Raw genomic sequence first — 16,661 nt, forward strand, 5'->3', positions numbered from 1 at the left:
GGCTGCGAGCTGTCCGGCGACACGTTAGAGAACGGCGAGGTCCTTGTTCTTGAGATCGGTGATCAGCATCAGGCCCGGCGCGTGGGTGATGGCGAACGGCAGCTTGGCGGCGGCGACGACGGCCTGCGGCGTCACACCGCAGGCCCAGAACACCGGGATCTCGTCGGCGGCGACCGGCACGGGATCGCCATAGTCCGGCTTGTTGATGTCAGCGATGCCGATCTGCGCGGGAAGGCCGAGATGCACCGGCGCGCCGTGCACGGCCGGAAAGCGCGTCGTGATCTGCACCGCACGGATCGCCTGTGCCGGCTTGAACGGGCGCATCGACACCACCATCGGACCGGCGAACGGCCCGGACGGCGTGCAGGCGATGTTGGTGCGATACATCGGCACGCGGCAGCCCTGCTCGATGTGGCGGATCGGCAGGCCGTCGGCCATCAACGCCTCTTCGAACGAGAACGAGCAGCCGAGCACGAAGGTGACGAGGTCGTCGCGCCAATGCGACATCAGGTCGGTCGGCTCCTCGACCATCTCGCCGTCGCCCCAGATGCGATAGCGCGGCACGTCGGTGCGGATGTCGAGATCGGCGCCGAGTGCCGGAATGTGAGGATCACCAGGATCGGACATGCCGATGATCGGACACGGCTTGGGATTGAGCTGGCAGAAGCGGTGAAAAGCTCCGGCATATTTCTCGGGAATGATCGCCAGATTGCCTTGCACGAAGCCGTTGGCGACGCCGGCCGTGCTCCAGCCCTTGCCGGTGCGATAATCCAGGCGGGCCTGATGGCTGGGGAGAAGACCCGTCTCGCCGGTCGGTTGCTGCAGTGCCGCAGAAACAGTCATGTGAGCCGCTTGCCTAATATCTCGACAAACTCAATGAACATCAGCCATGCTATAAAGTCTAATCTTCGTTTTTAATCAGGATCGATAAAACAAATTGATCCGAGGCGGGGCCAATGCTGGATTTCCGTTCCATCGAGACCTTCCTGTGGGTGGTCAAGCTCGGCAGCTTTCGTGGCGCCGCTCAGCGCCTCAACACCACCCAGCCGGCCATTTCCCAGCGCATCGCCCAGCTCGAGCGCGAGCTCGGCGTCAAGCTGCTCAACCGCGACCATCGCGTGGCGTCGCCGACCGCCAGCGGCCGCCAGATGCTGGTCTATGCCGAGAAGCTGATCGGCCTGCGCGCGGAGATGCTGGCGGAAGTCGGCGACCGCTCGGCGATGCGCGGCGTGCTCCGGCTCGGCGTCGCCGAAACCATCGTGCACGACTGGCTGCCGCGGCTGATCAAGAGCGTCAACGAGAGCCACCCGAACCTGTCGCTGGAGATCGAAGTCGACGTCACGCCGAACCTGCACGCGCGGCTGCTGGCGCAGGAGATCGAGCTCGCCTTCGCGCTCGGCTCGCCATCGGCCTCCGGGATCCGCAGCCGCGTGCTTTGCGATTATCCGATCAGCTTCCTCGCCAGCCCTGCCCTCGGCTTCGGCGATGGCCTCGTCACCGCCGAGCAGATGGCGCGGTTTCCGATCATCACGTTTCCGCGCAAGACGCAGCCCTATGACAACGTCCGCTCGCTGTTCCACCGGCCGCATCTGCCGCCGATGCGGCTGCATGCCAGCGCCTCGCTGGCGACCGTGATCCACATGGCGATCGAGGGCCTCGGCGTCGCCGTCATTCCCGCGGCGATCGTCGCCAATGAGCTTGCGACCGGAAGGCTCCAGGAGCTGAAAACGGACCTGCGGATTCCGCCGCTGACCTTCACCGCGAGCTGGCTGTCGTCGCCCGAGATGGTTGCGATCGAGCGCGTCGCCGAGCTTGCAGCCCGGACGGCGCAGACGGCCAGCCATCCCGCGGCATCGGTTGACGCGATCGCCGCATCGCGCGATGGACAGGATGCCGGAGTACAGGGATTTCAAGCATGAGCCGCGCCGTCACCAATCTGCAGATCGATTCCGCCCGCCTCTGGGACAGCATCCACGAGACGGCGAAATTCGGCGCCACGCCAAAGGGCGGCGTGCGCCGGCTGACCCTGGGCCAGGAGGACAAGCAGGTCCGCGACTGGTTCCGGAAAGCATGCGAGGACGCCGGGCTGGAGGTCCATGTCGACACGCTCGGCTCGATGTTCGCTCTGCGCAAGGGGCGCGACATGTCGAAGGCCCCGGTCGGGCTCGGCTCCCATCTCGACACCCAGCCGACGGGCGGCAAGTTCGATGGCATCCTCGGGACGCTCGGCGCGCTGGAGGTGATCCGCACGCTCAACGACGCCGGCGTCGAGACCGACGCGCCGCTATGCATCGTCAACTGGACCAATGAGGAAGGCTCGCGCTTTGCGCCGGCGATGATGGCGTCGGCGGCCTATGTCGGCGACTTCACCGTCGAGGACATTTTGTCGCGCAAGGATGCTGAAGGCACGACGGTCGGCCAGGCGCTGGACGGCATCGGCTATCGCGGCGAGACCAAGGTCGGCACGCAGAAATTCTCAGGCTTCGTCGAGCTGCATATCGAGCAGGGTCCGATCCTGGAGGCCGAGAACAAGACCATCGGCGTGGTCGATCACGGCCAGGGCGTGTTCTGGTACGACGGCAAGGTCACGGGCTTCGAGAGCCATGCCGGCTCGACGCCAATGCCATTGCGCCGCGACGCGCTGCTGGCGCTGTCGGAGTTCGCGCTGACCCTGGAGCAGATCGCGCTCAAGCTCGGGCCGAACGCGGTGGCCACGATCGGCGAGGCCGTGATCGCCAATCCCTCGCGCAACGTCATTCCCGGCGAGATCGCCTTCACCATCGACTGCCGCAGCGCCAACGCCGATACCCTGGAGGCGCTCGATGCCAGCCTGCGTGCTGCGGCAAGCGAGATTGCGAAGAAGCGCCGCGTCGACATCGCGATCGACCAGGTCTGGCGCAAGCCGCCGACGCATTTCGATCCCAGGCTGGTCGACGCAGTCGAACGCGCCGCCGGCACGCTCGGCTATTCCCACCGGCGCATCACCTCCGGCGCCGGCCACGACGCCTGCAACCTCAACACCATCATGCCCGCCGCGATGGTGTTCGTGCCCTGCAAGGACGGCATCAGCCACAACGAACTGGAGGACGCCACCCAATCCGACTGCGCGGCGGGCACGAACGTGCTGCTGCACACGGTGCTGTCGCTGGCTGGTGTGGCGTCGTGATGGGGTGATAGTTCTCACTCAATCCTACTATCAACTACAATCCCTGATCTAAATCACGCGGCCACGCTGGTCTCCCCTCCCCCCTGCGGGGAGGGGTCGGGGGTGGGGGTCCACACGGGCAGTCTCGCCCGGGGCACCCCCTCCCCGACCCTCCCCCGCAAGGGGGGAGGGAGCACACCTCCGTCGCGGCATCAGCTCGGCCCAAACTAAGGAGACACCCCGTGCGCGGAGTTTTCATCGACGCCAACGACTCGCTTGCCGAGATCTTCGAGCGCCAGCGCAAAGCCGGCGATCCCGAGATGCGCGTGCATCTCGATCCCGACATCAAGGCGGAGGATTGGCCTGCCATCCTCGATGGTGCCGAGATCGGAGTAGTCGATCACACCGCACTCCCGACCGACGTCGCGAAGCAGTGCAAGAACCTCAAGCACGTCGTGTTCCTCGGCACCGGCGCGCGCAGCTACATGAACCCGGAGGAGCTGGCCGAGCTCGGCATCACCGTGCACCTGATCAAGGGCTATGGCGATACGGCGGTGGCGGAAGCGGCGATCGCGCTGATGTGGGCCTCCGCCCGCGGGCTCGCGCAGATGGACCGCGAGATGCGCGCCGGCAACTGGCTGCGCGACGACGGCATGCAGCTGACCGGCAAGACCCTCGGCCTGATCGGCTTCGGCGGCATCGCGGCGGAAGTCGCGCGCATCGCCTCTGGCAGCGGCATGAAGGTGATCGCCTGGAACCGCTCGCCGAAGAGCCATCCGGGCGTGGCGTTCGTCGATCTCGATACGCTGCTCAAAGAGAGCCACGTCGTGTCGCTGCATCTCCTGCTCAACGACGAGACCCGCGGCTTCCTGTCGCGCGAGCGCATCGCGCAGATGCGCAAGGGTGTGATCTTCGTGAACACCGCCCGCGCCGCCATCGTCGACGAGACCGCGATGATCGACGCTCTCCGCTCGGGCCACATCCGCCACGCCGGCCTCGACGTCTTCAACACCGAGCCGCTACCGGCGGGACACCTGCTGACCACAATCCCCAACGTGACGCTGTCAGCCCACTCCGCCTTCCGCACGCCGGAAGCGAGCGAGAACCTGATCCACGCCGCGTGGGAGCACTGCCGCAGGGTGGCGAAGTCGTAGCCACGATCTCATCTCCGTCATTGCGAGCGAAGCGAAGCAATCCAGAGTCCCGCGACGACCCTGGATTGCTTCGTCGCTGTGCTCCTCGCAATGACGGTGTTGGACGAGCTGTGGCCTCACACACCACTGTCGTCCCGGCCTAGTGCGCAATTGCGCACGCGGCGCCGGGATCCATACCGCGTGATTTATCGAGAGCGGACGGTGGCAGAGACCGGTAGCCACAATGGCGGCCGGTGGTTATGGGCCCCGGCTTTCGCCGGGGCGACATCTTACAAATTACAGCGGCTAATCCACCATCTCCGCGACGGCCTTGCCGCAGGCCGTGGTATCGGCATTGCCGCCCAGATCGCGCGTGCGCAGCGTGCGTTCAGCCAGCGTGCGCTCGATCGCGCCGACGATCGACTGCGCCGCGGTCTTCTCGCCGAGGTGCTCCAGCATCATCGCGCCCGACCAGATCATGCCGATCGGGTTGGCAATCCCCTGCCCGGCGATATCGGGCGCCGAGCCGTGCACCGGCTCGAACACCGACGGGAAATTGCGCTCCGGGTTGATGTTGCCGGACGGGGCGATGCCGATGGTACCGGTGCAGGCAGGTCCTAGATCGGACAGAATATCCCCGAACAGATTGGAGCCGACGACGACGTCGAACCAGTCCGGATGCAGCACGAAGTTCGCAGTGAGGATGTCGATGTGGTACTTGTCCCACTTCACGCCGGGATAGTTCTTCGCCATCGCCTCGACGCGCTCGTCCCAATACGGCATCGTGATCGAGATGCCGTTCGACTTCGTCGCCGAGGTCAGGTGCTTCTTCGGCCGCGACTGCGCGAGTTCGAAGGCGAACTTCAGGATGCGGTCGACGCCGGTGCGGGTCATCACCGTCTGCTGCGTCACGAACTCGCGGTCGGTGTCCGGGAACATGCGGCCGCCGACGGAGGAATACTCGCCTTCCGTGTTCTCGCGCACCACCCAGAAATCGATGTCGCCCGGCTTGCGGTTCGCCAGCGGGCACGGCACGCCCGGCATCAGGCGCACGGGGCGCAGATTGACATACTGATCGAACTCGCGGCGGAACTTGATCAGCGAGCCCCACAGCGAGACGTGGTCGGCGATCTTGGCCGGCCAGCCGACGGCACCGAAATAGATCGCGTCATGGCTGCCGATCTGCGTCTTCCAATCATCAGGCATCATCTGGCCGTGCTTCTCGTAATAGTCGTAGCTCGAGAAGTCGAAATGATCGAACTGCACCGCAACGCCGTGCTTCTTGGCGGCCTGCTCGATGACGCGAATGCCCTCGGGCATGACCTCCTTGCCGATGCCGTCGCCGGGAATGACTGCGATGCGATAGGGCTTCTTGCTCATCGAGCGGATCCTCACATTGTCGCCGGTTGTCCCGGCCGAAATCGTCGATCGCCTGAATGGACCAAACCAGGGGCAAGCGCAACGCTGCGGTGCGGGATTGACCGCATGGCTGACGCGCAAGACAATCGCACAAGACAATCCGGTCTCCTCCCATTCAGCGAGAGTTGCCATGGACCTTCACCTGCGCGGCAAGCGCGTTCTCATCACCGGCGCCTCCAAGGGCATCGGCGCCGCAGCCGCCGAGGCCTTTGCCGAGGAAGGCTGCCATGTCCGGCTCGCCGCGCGCAGCGCCGACCGGCTGTCGGCGCTGGTCGAGCAGCTCAGGTCGAAGCACCAGATCGATGCAGCGGCGCATGTGGTCGACCTGCGCAAGTCCGAGGACGTCACACGGCTCGCGCAGGAGGCCAGCGACATCGATATCCTCGTCAACAATGCCGGCGACATTCCGGGCGGCCCGATCGACAGGATCGACGAAGCGACGTGGCGGCACGCCTGGGACCTGAAGGTGTTCGGCTTCATCAACCTGGCGCGGCTGGTCTACGCCCAGATGAAGGTGCGCGGCGCGGGCGTCATCATCAACGACATCGGCGCGGCCGGCGAAAAGTTCGACGCCAACTACATCTGCGGCAGCGCCGGCAATGCGGCGCTGATGGCGTTCACTCGCGCGCTCGGCTCCAGGAGCCTCGCCGACAACATCCGCGTCGTCGGCATCAATCCCGGCCCTGTCGGCACCGACCGTCACGTAACCCTGCTGAAGACCCGCGCCAAGCAGCAGTTCGGCGACGAGAGCCGCTACACAGAATTCCAGAAAGGCCTGCCGCTCGGCCGCCCGGCACATCCGCGTGAGATCGCCGACCTGATGGCGTTCCTGGCCTCGGACCGGGCCGGCTACACCTCTGGCGTGATCTATACCGTCGATGGCGGCATCAGCGCAGGGTGGGGTTGAGCGCCGCGACCTTCCCACCTCGCCGCAAACGTGATCTACAATTTCGCGCCGGGACGCTTGCCATCAGGAGAACGAAGCTTTGGCCGACCAGGGATTGATCCGCGAGACCGCCTGCGCCGTCGTCGACAAGTTGAAGGCCGGCGACATCACGCCGCTCGATTGCCTGGATGCGCTGGAAGCGCGCATTGCGGCCGTCGACGACAAGGTCAATGCGCTGCCGACGCTCTGCTTCGACCGCGCGCGCGATCACGCCAAGGCGCTGATGCAGAAGCCTGCCGCCGAACGCGGGCTGCTGGCCGGACTGCCCGTCCCGATCAAGGACCTCACCGACGTCCAGGGCGTGCTGACCACGCAGGGCTCGCCGATCTTCAAGGACCGGATTCCGGAACGCTCCGACCTCATGGTCGAGCATCTCGAGAGCAGTGGCGGCGTGATCTACGCCAAGTCGAACACGCCGGAATTCGGCGCCGGCGCCAACACCTTCAACGAGGTGTTCGGCGCGACGCTCAATCCCTGGGACACGTCGCGCTCAGCCGCGGGCTCCTCCGGCGGCGCCGCCGTTGCGCTTGCCACCGGCATGGCCTGGCTGGCGCACGGCTCGGACATGGGCGGCTCGCTGCGCAATCCCGCGAGCTTCTGCGGCATCGTCGGCCTGCGGCCGAGCTTCGGCCGCGTCGCGCATACCCCGGCGGTCGCCGTCGATCGCAACCTCGGCGTCCAGGGCCCGATGGCGCGCACCGTCGAGGATCTCGCGCTGCTGCTCGATGCCATGAGCGGCGAGCACGCCGCCGACCCGATCTCGCTGCCCTCGCCCGCGACCTCGTTCCTCGCCGCGGCACGTTCCGGCAAGAAGCCGGTGCGCATTGCCTATTCGCCCGATCTCGGCATCACGCCGGTCGATCCCGAAGTGATCGCCGTCACCCGCAAGGCGGCGCAGCGCTTCGCCGAGCTGGGTGTGATCGTCGAGGAGGCGCATCCGGATTTCAGCGAGGCGCATGAATGCTTCCACGTGTTGCGCGCACTCGACTTCGCGATGAGCAAGCAGGAGCTGCTGCGCACCAAGCGCGACCTGCTGAAGCCCGAGGTGATCTGGAACATCGAGGAAGGCCTGAAGCTCACGGTCGCGCAGATCGCGCGCGCCGAGGCGCAGCGCGTGGCGATCACCGCGCGCGCGGTCAAGTTCTTCGAGACCTATGACCTGCTGCTGGCGCCGGCCACCATCGTGCCGCCGTTCCCGGTCGAGAACCGCTACGTCGCCGAATGCGCCGGGCACAAGTTCGACAACTACGTGCAGTGGCTCGGCATCGTCTACGCGATCACGCTGGCCTGCTGCCCTGCCCTGTCGCTGCCCTGCGGCTTCACCGCCTCGGGCCTGCCGGTCGGCTTGCAGATGGTCGCCGCCCCGCGCGCCGATGCCAGGCTGCTCGCAGGCGCCAAGGTGCTGGAAGATGTTCTCGGTGTCGCCAGCTCGACCCCGATCGACCCGCGCGCGCCGAAGGGCTGACCACGCCACCAGCGCTGCGGATGATCGACCAGACGTACAGTTCCATGCGCCGGACATTGCCTGCGACCATCATCCCCATGCTTCAAAGGCATTGGGCGCGAGATGTCGTTCCACTATGATCGACCAGACGATGCGTCTCTCTTTCGCAGCAAGTGACATGCACCGTGTGTGCTCGCCCTCCGGCAAGCCCCGCACGACCTGACGAGGTGCCGAGATGGCTGACGAATCCGGGCTGCCGCCCGAGAGCAAGCTGACCCGCAGCAAGGAGCGCTGGGCACGCGAGGGCAAGTTCCTGACCGGCCGGATCGTGCGGCCGGAGGATGAACGCCTGCCGCCCGGCCAGCATCTCACCCGCGACTGGCCGGTGCTGGATCTCGGGCTGACGCCATCGGTGACATCGGAGCGCTGGCGGCTCGACGTCTACGGCGCGGTCGAAAATCCGCTGTTCTGGGACATGCCCGCCTTCCTCGCCCAGCAGCAGCGGCAGTTCGTCTCCGACATCCATTGCGTCACGACCTGGTCGCGCTACGACAATCAATGGGAGGGGCTGGCCGCGCGCGACCTGCTCGCCGCCTGCCGGCCGCGCGACACCGCCAATTTCGTCGTGCTGCACTCCTATGACGGCTACACCACGAACCTGACGCTGGAGGATTTCGCCGCCGAAGACGCGCTGCTCGCGCACAGCTGGTCCGGCGCGCCGATCACCGGGGAGCATGGCGGCCCGGTCCGCGTCGTCGTGCCGCATCTGTATTTCTGGAAGAGCGCGAAATGGCTGAAGGCCATCGAGTTTCTCGAGGCCGACAAGCCCGGCTATTGGGAAGTCCGCGGCTATCACAACCGCGGCGATCCCTGGGCCGAGCAGCGCTATTCGGATTGACGGAGCCGTAGGGTGGGCAAAGACGCGCAGCGTCGTGCCCACCGTTTTTCGCCGACGGAAGAGAATGGTGGGCACGCTTCGCTTTGCCCACCCTACGGACTGCATGTTATCGCTTCCGCAGCAATACGCGGTAATCGCGATATCCGAACTTGCGAGAGATGCAGCATGGAGTTCACCTCGGAAACCGGCAAGATCCCCAAGGGCTATGGGTATCTTCTGAAGCCTTCCGTCATCCTCGCCGCACTGACCGCACGAGATCTCGGCGGCATTCGCATCCACCTCGTTCGCAGCCACGGCAGGCGTCTCTTCGATGCCCGCTATCGGCCGCCCGACGGCGACATTCCGTATGAGCGTCTCAACATCAAGGTCGGCACCGCGCACGAGCGCGACTTGCCTCCCCTTCGCCGGCGCGCGAAGGAGGAAGGCCTTCCCGCGCTGGTGCAATGGATTTCCGATCTCGTCGCGCAAGACCTGCCGACAGCGATCCGGCGCGGCGAACAGGAGATCGAGCTGCTGCCCGAGCGCGACTGATCATTGGGGGACCAGATCATGCCGACCGAACGTTTCCAGTTTGCAGGCGCCGGTGGCGAGCAGCTTGCCGCGGCGCTCGACCTGCCCGACGGCGCACCGCGCGCCACTGCGTTGTTCGCGCATTGCTTCTCCTGCGGCAAGGACACCCACGCGGCCCGTCGCATCGCGATGGCGCTGACCGCGCATGGCATCGCCGTGCTGCGGTTCGACTTCACCGGCCTCGGCTCCAGCGAGGGCGACTTCGCCAACAGCACGTTCTCCTCCAACGTCGCCGATCTCGTCCGCGCCGCCGATCATCTGCGCGAGACCAGCCAGGCACCGTCGATCCTGATCGGCCATAGCCTCGGCGGCGCCGCGGTGCTGGCCGCGGCAGGCGACATTCCCGAGGCAAAGGCCGTCGTGACAATCGCGGCCCCCTCGGATCCCGGCCATGTCACCGCGATGTTCAAGGACAGTCTCGAGTCGATCCGCCGCGACGGCTCGGCCGAGGTCTCGCTCGCGGGGCGCCCGTTCCGCATCAGCAGCGCCTTCCTCGACGACATCGCCGAGCAGCGCCTGCTCGACAAGGTCAAGCACCTGCACAAGGCACTGTTGATCATGCACTCGCCGGTCGACGACACGGTGGGCATCGACAATGCGACCCATCTCTTCGTCGCCGCCAAGCATCCGAAGAGCTTCATCTCCCTCGACCATGCCGATCATCTGATCAGCAGCAAGATAGATGCCGCCTACATCGCCGAGGTGATCGCGAGCTGGGCGAGCCGCTATGTCGCAGCGGCGGATTCAGAGCCGGCGCCCGCGGATGGCCCGCGCGACGTGGTCGTGCGCGAGACCCGATCGAGCAAGCTGCAGCAGAGCATCGCGCTCGGCCCGCATCGCCTCACCGCCGACGAGCCGCTGCCGGTCGGCGGCCAGGACAGCGGACCGGGCCCCTACGACCTGCTGCTGGCGGCGCTCGGCGCCTGCACCTCGATGACGATGCGGCTCTATGCCGACCGCAAGCTCCTGCCGCTCGACCGGATCACAGTGACCCTGCGCCACAGCAAGATCCATGCGGAGGACTGCGCGGAGTGCGAGACCAAGGCCGGTCTGATCGATCAGCTCGAGCGCGAGATCCACATGGACGGCGCGCTCGATGACGAACAGCGCAAGAAGCTCATGGAGATCGCCGACAAGTGCCCGGTGCACCGGACCTTGACATCGGAGATCCGCATCGTGACGCGGGCGGTGGAGTGATCAGCGCGCCGGCTGCGCCTCGATGCGCAACGGCCTGACGCGTAGCGCGCCGCGCAGGCCCAGCGCCGTTCCGATGAAGATGCCGGCAATCGCCACGAACGACGGCAGTGCCAGGGTCGACAATCCCGTCAGCCCCTGCCCGACCGAGCAGCCCAGCGCCATGACGCCGCCGATCCCCATCAGCGCGGCGCCGCCGGCCGATCGCAGCATGTGCTGCGGCGAATGAAAACCTTCGAGCTTGAAGCGGCGGGTGACGATGGCCGTGATGAGGCTGCCGGCCAGCACCCCGGCCACGGTCGCGATGCCGAAATTCACGGTCGAGCCGGTCGACAGCATCACATATTGCAGGCCGTCCGCGATCGGCGCGATGAAGGTCAACGACGCCACAGGCACCGGGTTGAAATCATCGGCGCCGAGAAAGCCGGTCGCGAACCAGCCAGCGGCGATCAGCAGGCCGACGATGAGGCCCGCGAGCATCTGGCCCGGCGCGCGCCGGAAGCCGGCATGCGCGAAGGCGAAGACGATCAACGCGCCGCCGAGCGCCAGCGCCGGCAGCAGCCGCGCGGGTGCGCCATGCAGGCCACCGGTCGACAATAGCGCGGGAAACGACGTCGCGGTCGCCGTCGTCTGCGAGCCCTGCAGCAGCGCGATCCGCAGCGGTGCGATCAGGCCCTTCAGGGTCATCTCGGCTGCGATCGCCAGCACCGTCACGACCACGAAGGAGCGCAGATTGCCGCGGCCGAGCAGCACCAGCGCGCGCGAGCCGCAGCCATTGGCCAGCACCATGCCGTAGCCGAACAGCACGCCGCCGACGAACATCAGCGGCGCCGAAAAAGTCGGCTGCAGATAGATCGACTTGCCGAGATCGACGATCCCGTTGGACGCCAGCAGTTGCGTCGCGATGACCGCGATCCCCATCGCCAGGGCGTAGGTCCGGACCAGACGGCCGTCGCCATCGGCCCACCAGCCGCGCAGGCTGCTCATCATGCAGAATCCGCTCAGCAGCCCGACCACGCCATAGATCACGCCAATCCCGAGACCGGCCATCACGGCCATATCAGCAGCTTCCGGCACGCGCGAGGAGTCCTTCTGGGTTGCGGAAAAAGCGCGGCGGCTCGCGGGCTTGCGTCCGCATTGCTTTCGCTTGACGCGCGCGGAATATTCGCCACGATATCGAGCTTAACTAGTTCAGAATGCTTGTTCCAACAAGCATCAGCGGGAGAGAACGCCGTGGTTTCACAAGCGCATCCTCATGCGCCGCCCCTCGCCTGCGCGCCGCTGGAGGCCCGCCCGTGAGCGGCGCACTTTCCCCGGACGCGCTGGCCCGCGCCTGTGCCGACGCGATGTGGCAGGATGATCGCGCCAGCCAGGGGCTGGGCATGCGGATCACCGAGATCGGCCCGGGACGCGCCACCCTGCAGATGACCGTCCAGCCGCACATGGTCAACGGCCACGGCATCGCCCATGGCGGCTTCATCTTCACGCTGGCCGATTCCGCCTTCGCATTTGCCTGCAACTCGCACAACGACCGCACCGTGGCGGCGCAGGGCAGCATCAGCTTCATCCGCCCGGGCAAGCTCGGCGACGTCATGACGGCACGCGCAATCGAAGTGTCGCGCAGCGGCCGCTCGGGCATCTACGACGTCCGCGTGACCGCAGGCGATACCGTGATCGCCGAATTCCGCGGCCATTCCCGCAGCATCGGCGGCACGCTGGTGTCGACCGACGCGCCCGATGCGATGTGACCTTTCGTCCCTGCCGGAGGACCCGACGCCATGACATCGAACAAGTCTCACGCCACCGGCAGCTACGTGCCCGACATGGACGACGCCGAGCGCGCCTCGCGCGACGAGATCGTGGCGCTGCAGACCAGGCGCCTCGCCTGGTCGCTCAAGCACGCCTACGACAACGTCGCCCATTACCGCCGCGCCTTCGACACCGCCGGCGTGCATCCATCGGATTTTCGCGAGCTGGCAGACATCGCCAAATTCCCGTTCACGGTGAAGACCGACCTGCGCGACAATTATCCCTTCAACATGTTCGCCGTGCCGCGCGAACAACTCGTCCGCGTTCACGCCTCTTCCGGCACCACCGGCAAGCCGATCGTGGTCGGCTATACAAGAAACGATATCGCGACGTGGTCCACGGTGATGGCGCGCTCGATCCGTGCCGCCGGCGGGCGCAGCGGCATGATCATCCACAATGCCTATGGCTATGGCCTGTTCACCGGCGGTCTCGGCGTTCACTACGGCGCCGAGCAGCTCGGCTGCACCGTGGTGCCGATCTCCGGCGGCATGACCGAGCGGCAGGTGCAGCTGATCAACGACTTCCGCCCCGACATCATCACGGTGACGCCGAGCTACATGCTGGCCATCCTCGACGAGTTCAAGCGCCAAGGCCTCGATCCGCGGCAGAGCTCGCTCAAGATCGGCATCTTCGGCGCCGAGCCCTGGACCAATGCGATGCGCGCCGAGATCGAGGACGCGTTCGCGATGGACGCGACCGACATCTACGGCCTGTCGGAGGTGATGGGCCCCGGTGTGGCGCAGGAATGCCTGGAGACCAAGGACGGGCTGCACATCTGGGAGGATCATTTCTATCCGGAGATCGTCGATCCCGACACCGGCCGTGTGCTGCCCGACGGCGAGATGGGCGAGCTGGTGTTCACCTCGCTGACCAAGGAGGCCTTCCCCGTCATCCGCTATCGCACCCGCGATCTGACACGGCTCCTGCCTGGCACCGCGCGGCCGGGCATGCGGCGGATGGAGAAGGTCACCGGACGTTCCGACGACATGATCATCCTGCGCGGCGTCAATCTGTTCCCGTCGCAGATCGAGGAGATCCTGCTGACCACCGAATGGTGCGGCGGCCATTTCATGCTGGAGCTGACGCGCGAAGGCCGCATGGACGAGCTGACGGTCTACGCCGAATCCCGCCCGGAACATTGGGACGAGACCGGCCTCGAAGGGCACGCCGAACGCATCTCGATCCACATCAAGAACACGATCGGCGTGACGGCAAAGGTGAAGGCCGTGCCACCCGACACGCTGGAGCGCTCGGCCGGCAAGGCGAAGCGGATCAAGGACAAGCGGCCGGTGGGCTAATTCAGTGGACGATCTGCTTCGGCCGAGGTGAGCTATCACGGCAACGGCGGTGAGCTCCCTCGCCCCGTTCTTCACGGGGAGAGGGTCGGGGTGAGGGGCAGCCGCACGGGAAGTGTGCGTGGTGAGACCTGTACCCCCTCACCCGGATTGCATCTTGCGATGCAATCCGACCTCTCCCCGCAAGCGGGGCGAGGTGCACCGAGCCCGCCGAAACAGCGTGCTCACGTCAGACTCGATCCGCAGCTGATATCCGGGGTTGCGCCCGCCTCACACGTGATCGTAGTCCACCACCACCCGCTCCGTCACCGGCTTGGCCTGGCACGTCAGCACGAAGCCGGCCTGCAGCTCCCACGGCTCGAGCGAGTAGTTCAGCTCCATCTCGGCCTTGCCTTCGACCAGCTTGGCGCGGCAGGTGGAGCACATGCCGCCTTTGCAGGCGAACGGCAGATCGACGCCGGCGCGCAGCGCGGCGTCGAGGATGGCTTCGCCCTCGGCGACCGGGACTTCACGCCGCTTGCCATCGATGATCAAGGCGGCGATCGCCTTCGGTGGCGCAGTGTCCGGCACGACAGCCTTCGGCCGCGGCTTGCCCCCGGCGCCGGAGACGAAGCGCTCGATATGAACGCGGTCGTCGGGGATGCCGAGCGCGCGGCAGGCGGCCTCGATCTCCTCGCTCATGCCGGTCGGGCCGCAGATGAAGACGTGGTCGACGCTTGCGGCCGGCACCAGCGAGCGCAGCAGCAGGCGGACCTTCTCGCCATCGAGGCGGCCGTGCAGGATCGGCAGATCCTGCTCCTCGCCAGAGATGACGTGGAACACCGAGAGGCGGTCGAGGAAGCTATCCTTCAGCTCCTCGAGCTCTTCGCGGAACAGCATGCCCGCGGTGGTGCGGTTGCCGTAGAACAGGAAGAAGCGGCTATCAGGCTCACGCGCCAGCACGGCTTTCACGATCGACAGGATCGGCGTGATGCCCGAGCCGGCCGCGAAGCCGACATGGGTCCGCGCGGCCGCGGGGTCGAGCGCGACGCCGAACCGCCCGGTCGGCGTCATCACGTCGATCGCGTCGCCACGCTTCAATTCGTCGGTGACGAAGCTGGAAAACGCGCCGCCATCGACGCGCTTCACGGCGATGCGGATCTCGTTGTCGTCAGGCCCCGAGCAGATCGAATAGGAGCGCCGCACCTCTTCGCCGCCGAGCGTGGTCTTGAGCGTGAGATATTGCCCAGGCGCAAACCGGTAGTCCGCCGCCAGCTCGCTTGGAATGGCAAAGGTCAGCGACACTGCGTCAGGCGCCTCACGGCGCAGGTCACGAACGGCGAGACGGTGAAAGCGTGGCGTTGTGGACATCGGTCTATCCCCACGTCATTGCGAGGAGCGAAGCGACGAAGCAATCCAGGGCTGTGGACGGGACTCTGGATTGCTTCGCTACGCTCGCAATGACGGCTTGTAGCATCAGTGGCACTTGAAGTAGTCGAACGGCTCGCGGCATGCCTTGCATCGCCACAGCGCCTTGCAGGAGGTCGAGCCGAATTCCGCGAGTTGCTCGGTGTCGACGGATCCGCATTGCGGACACGCGACCTCGGCGACGCCGAACAGCGCGCGCCGTCCGCTCGACGGCTGCGGCGGCGCGATGCCGTAGTCCCGGAGCTTGCGGCGGCCCTCCTCGCTCATCCAGTCCGTTGTCCAGGCCGGCGACAGCACGGTGCGCACATGAGCCCCGCGGAAACCGGCGCGCTCCAGCGCGAGCTCGATCTCCAGCGCGATCATGTTCATGGCCGGGCAGCCCGAATAGGTCGGCGTGATCGCAACCTCGACGCGGTCGCCGACCACTTCGACCTCGCGCAGCACGCCGAGGTCATCGATCGTCAGCACCGGGATTTCCGGATCGGCCACGGAAGCCGCCGCCGTCCAGGCGCGCTGCCGCAGCTCCGCAGGACTGGTGTCCGCGATTACCACGCCGCACCGGGGAAGCTGCGCTGCATGTATTGCAGCTCGCTGAGGAGATGTCCGAGATGCTCGCTGTGCCGCCCGTCGCGACCGCCCTGCTGCATCCACTCGTTTTCCGGCAGGGTCAGAGTTGCCTCGCGCGCGACATGCGACACGATCGACAGCCATTTCGGCAGCAGCCGCGTCGGATCGATGGCGATGCCGGCGTCGATCAGGCCGCGCTCGGGGGCGTCGACGCTGAACATCTCACCGGTATAGGCCCAGAGATCATCCACCGCCTCTTGTGCGCGGCGGTGGCTCTCATCGGTGCCGTCACCGAGCCGGATCACCCATTCGCTGGCATGGCGCAGGTGATAGGCGCATTCCTTCTCCGACTTGGCGGCGATCGCCGCCAAGGTCGCATCGGTCGAGCCCATCATGCCGCGCCAATAGAGATCCGCGAACGCCGCGTAGAACAGCTGCCGCACCATCGTGTGGGCGAAGTCGCCATTGGGGCGCTCGACCAGCAGCAGGTTGCGGTACTGCCTGACGTCGCGCAGATAGGCGAGCTTGTCCTCATCATTGTCGCGGCCCTCGACCTTGGCCGCGTAGCCATAGAGCTCGCGCGCCTGGCCGATCAGGTCGAGCGCCATGTTCGACAGCGCCATGTCCTCTTCCAGCATCGGCGCATGCCCGCACCATTCGGAGAGGCGATGGCCGAGGATCAACGCATCGTCGGCGCGGCGCAGCGTATACAGCACCAGCGGCGTTTCGGAGACGGTGATCGAGGGTGCGGTCATGGTTGCGATCCGATCAGCTCGCCACGAACTCCGTCATTGCGAGCGCAGCGAAGCAATCCAGAAATTCATCCGAGCAGGC

The 16,661-nt window shown here is 66.3% G+C and carries 16 protein-coding genes; 10 read left to right on the plus strand and 6 right to left on the minus strand.

The window, feature by feature from the left end; genetic code table 11:
• Window positions 1–24: 24 nt before the first annotated feature.
• Window positions 25–843: a putative hydro-lyase gene (locus ACQR1I_RS23420; protein WP_434868251.1), complete on the minus strand. Its 819-nt coding sequence runs from the start codon at window positions 841–843 to the stop codon at window positions 25–27.
• A gap of 113 nt (window positions 844–956) precedes the next feature.
• Here ACQR1I_RS23420 and ACQR1I_RS23425 point away from each other — a divergent pair, with 113 nt between their 5' ends.
• From ACQR1I_RS23425 to ACQR1I_RS23435, 3 genes are all read left to right on the plus strand, one after another.
• Complete coding sequence (locus ACQR1I_RS23425) at window positions 957–1,919, plus strand: LysR family transcriptional regulator (protein ID WP_434868250.1); 963 nt, start codon at window positions 957–959, stop codon at window positions 1,917–1,919.
• Window positions 1,916–3,166, plus strand: coding sequence for a Zn-dependent hydrolase (locus ACQR1I_RS23430; RefSeq protein WP_434868249.1), 1,251 nt, complete (start codon window positions 1,916–1,918; stop codon window positions 3,164–3,166). Before ACQR1I_RS23425 ends, ACQR1I_RS23430 begins: the two co-directional genes overlap by 4 nt.
• Before the next feature lie 221 nt (window positions 3,167–3,387).
• On the plus strand, window positions 3,388–4,299 hold the full coding sequence (locus ACQR1I_RS23435) for an NAD(P)-dependent oxidoreductase (RefSeq protein ID WP_434868248.1): 912 nt from the start codon (window positions 3,388–3,390) through the stop codon (window positions 4,297–4,299).
• 285 nt (window positions 4,300–4,584) lie between these two features.
• Here ACQR1I_RS23435 and ACQR1I_RS23440 read toward each other — a convergent pair whose 3' ends face one another.
• Window positions 4,585–5,658 carry a tartrate dehydrogenase gene (locus ACQR1I_RS23440; protein ID WP_434868247.1) on the minus strand — a complete coding sequence of 358 codons (1,074 nt, stop codon included), beginning with the start codon at window positions 5,656–5,658 and terminating at the stop codon, window positions 4,585–4,587.
• Between the two features lie 169 nt (window positions 5,659–5,827).
• Between ACQR1I_RS23440 and ACQR1I_RS23445 the strand changes: the two genes are divergently transcribed.
• The 5 genes from ACQR1I_RS23445 (at window position 5,828) to ACQR1I_RS23465 (ending at window position 10,752) form a co-directional block, all read left to right on the plus strand.
• Window positions 5,828–6,604 carry an SDR family oxidoreductase gene (locus ACQR1I_RS23445; protein WP_434868246.1) on the plus strand — a complete coding sequence of 259 codons (777 nt, stop codon included), beginning with the start codon at window positions 5,828–5,830 and terminating at the stop codon, window positions 6,602–6,604.
• A gap of 79 nt (window positions 6,605–6,683) precedes the next feature.
• Entirely contained in the window at window positions 6,684–8,108 is a 1,425-nt protein-coding gene (locus ACQR1I_RS23450) for an amidase (RefSeq protein WP_434868245.1), read from the plus strand.
• 214 nt (window positions 8,109–8,322) lie between these two features.
• Window positions 8,323–8,985, plus strand: a complete 663-nt coding sequence (locus tag ACQR1I_RS23455) for a sulfite oxidase-like oxidoreductase (protein ID WP_434868244.1) — start codon at window positions 8,323–8,325, stop codon at window positions 8,983–8,985.
• A 12-nt stretch (window positions 8,986–8,997) separates the two neighbouring features.
• Window positions 8,998–9,516, plus strand: a complete 519-nt coding sequence (locus tag ACQR1I_RS23460; RefSeq protein ID WP_434868243.1) for a hypothetical protein — start codon at window positions 8,998–9,000, stop codon at window positions 9,514–9,516.
• An 18-nt stretch (window positions 9,517–9,534) separates the two neighbouring features.
• On the plus strand, window positions 9,535–10,752 hold the full coding sequence (locus ACQR1I_RS23465) for a bifunctional alpha/beta hydrolase/OsmC family protein (protein ID WP_434868242.1): 1,218 nt from the start codon (window positions 9,535–9,537) through the stop codon (window positions 10,750–10,752).
• Here the strand turns inward: ACQR1I_RS23465 and ACQR1I_RS23470 are convergent, their stop codons facing one another.
• On the minus strand, window positions 10,753–11,799 hold the full coding sequence (locus ACQR1I_RS23470; RefSeq protein ID WP_434868453.1) for a YeeE/YedE family protein: 1,047 nt from the start codon (window positions 11,797–11,799) through the stop codon (window positions 10,753–10,755). It abuts the gene before it with no gap.
• 245 nt (window positions 11,800–12,044) lie between these two features.
• Here ACQR1I_RS23470 and paaI point away from each other — a divergent pair, with 245 nt between their 5' ends.
• Both paaI and paaK read left to right on the plus strand, forming a co-directional pair.
• Window positions 12,045–12,497 carry a hydroxyphenylacetyl-CoA thioesterase PaaI gene (gene paaI, locus ACQR1I_RS23475; RefSeq protein WP_434868241.1) on the plus strand — a complete coding sequence of 151 codons (453 nt, stop codon included), beginning with the start codon at window positions 12,045–12,047 and terminating at the stop codon, window positions 12,495–12,497.
• A gap of 30 nt (window positions 12,498–12,527) precedes the next feature.
• The gene (gene paaK, locus ACQR1I_RS23480) at window positions 12,528–13,856 is read left to right on the plus strand and encodes a phenylacetate--CoA ligase PaaK (protein ID WP_434868240.1); all 1,329 of its coding nucleotides are present in this window, start codon (window positions 12,528–12,530) and stop codon (window positions 13,854–13,856) included.
• Between the two features lie 267 nt (window positions 13,857–14,123).
• Here paaK and paaE read toward each other — a convergent pair whose 3' ends face one another.
• From paaE to paaC, 3 genes are all read right to left on the minus strand, one after another.
• A complete protein-coding gene (gene paaE, locus ACQR1I_RS23485) occupies window positions 14,124–15,203 on the minus strand; it encodes a 1,2-phenylacetyl-CoA epoxidase subunit PaaE (protein WP_434868239.1) in 1,080 nt (359 codons plus the stop codon).
• A gap of 105 nt (window positions 15,204–15,308) precedes the next feature.
• Window positions 15,309–15,812 (minus strand): 1,2-phenylacetyl-CoA epoxidase subunit PaaD, encoded by a 504-nt coding sequence (gene paaD / locus ACQR1I_RS23490; protein WP_434868238.1) that lies wholly within the window; start codon window positions 15,810–15,812, stop codon window positions 15,309–15,311.
• Entirely contained in the window at window positions 15,806–16,582 is a 777-nt protein-coding gene (gene paaC, locus ACQR1I_RS23495; protein WP_434868237.1) for a 1,2-phenylacetyl-CoA epoxidase subunit PaaC, read from the minus strand. The genes paaD and paaC overlap by 7 nt, the downstream gene beginning before the upstream one ends.
• Between the last annotated feature and the right edge of the window lie 79 nt (window positions 16,583–16,661).

Origin of the sequence: Bradyrhizobium sp. HKCCYLS2038 (genome assembly GCF_051167655.1) — a bacterium.
Taxonomy (GTDB): domain Bacteria; phylum Pseudomonadota; class Alphaproteobacteria; order Rhizobiales; family Xanthobacteraceae; genus Bradyrhizobium.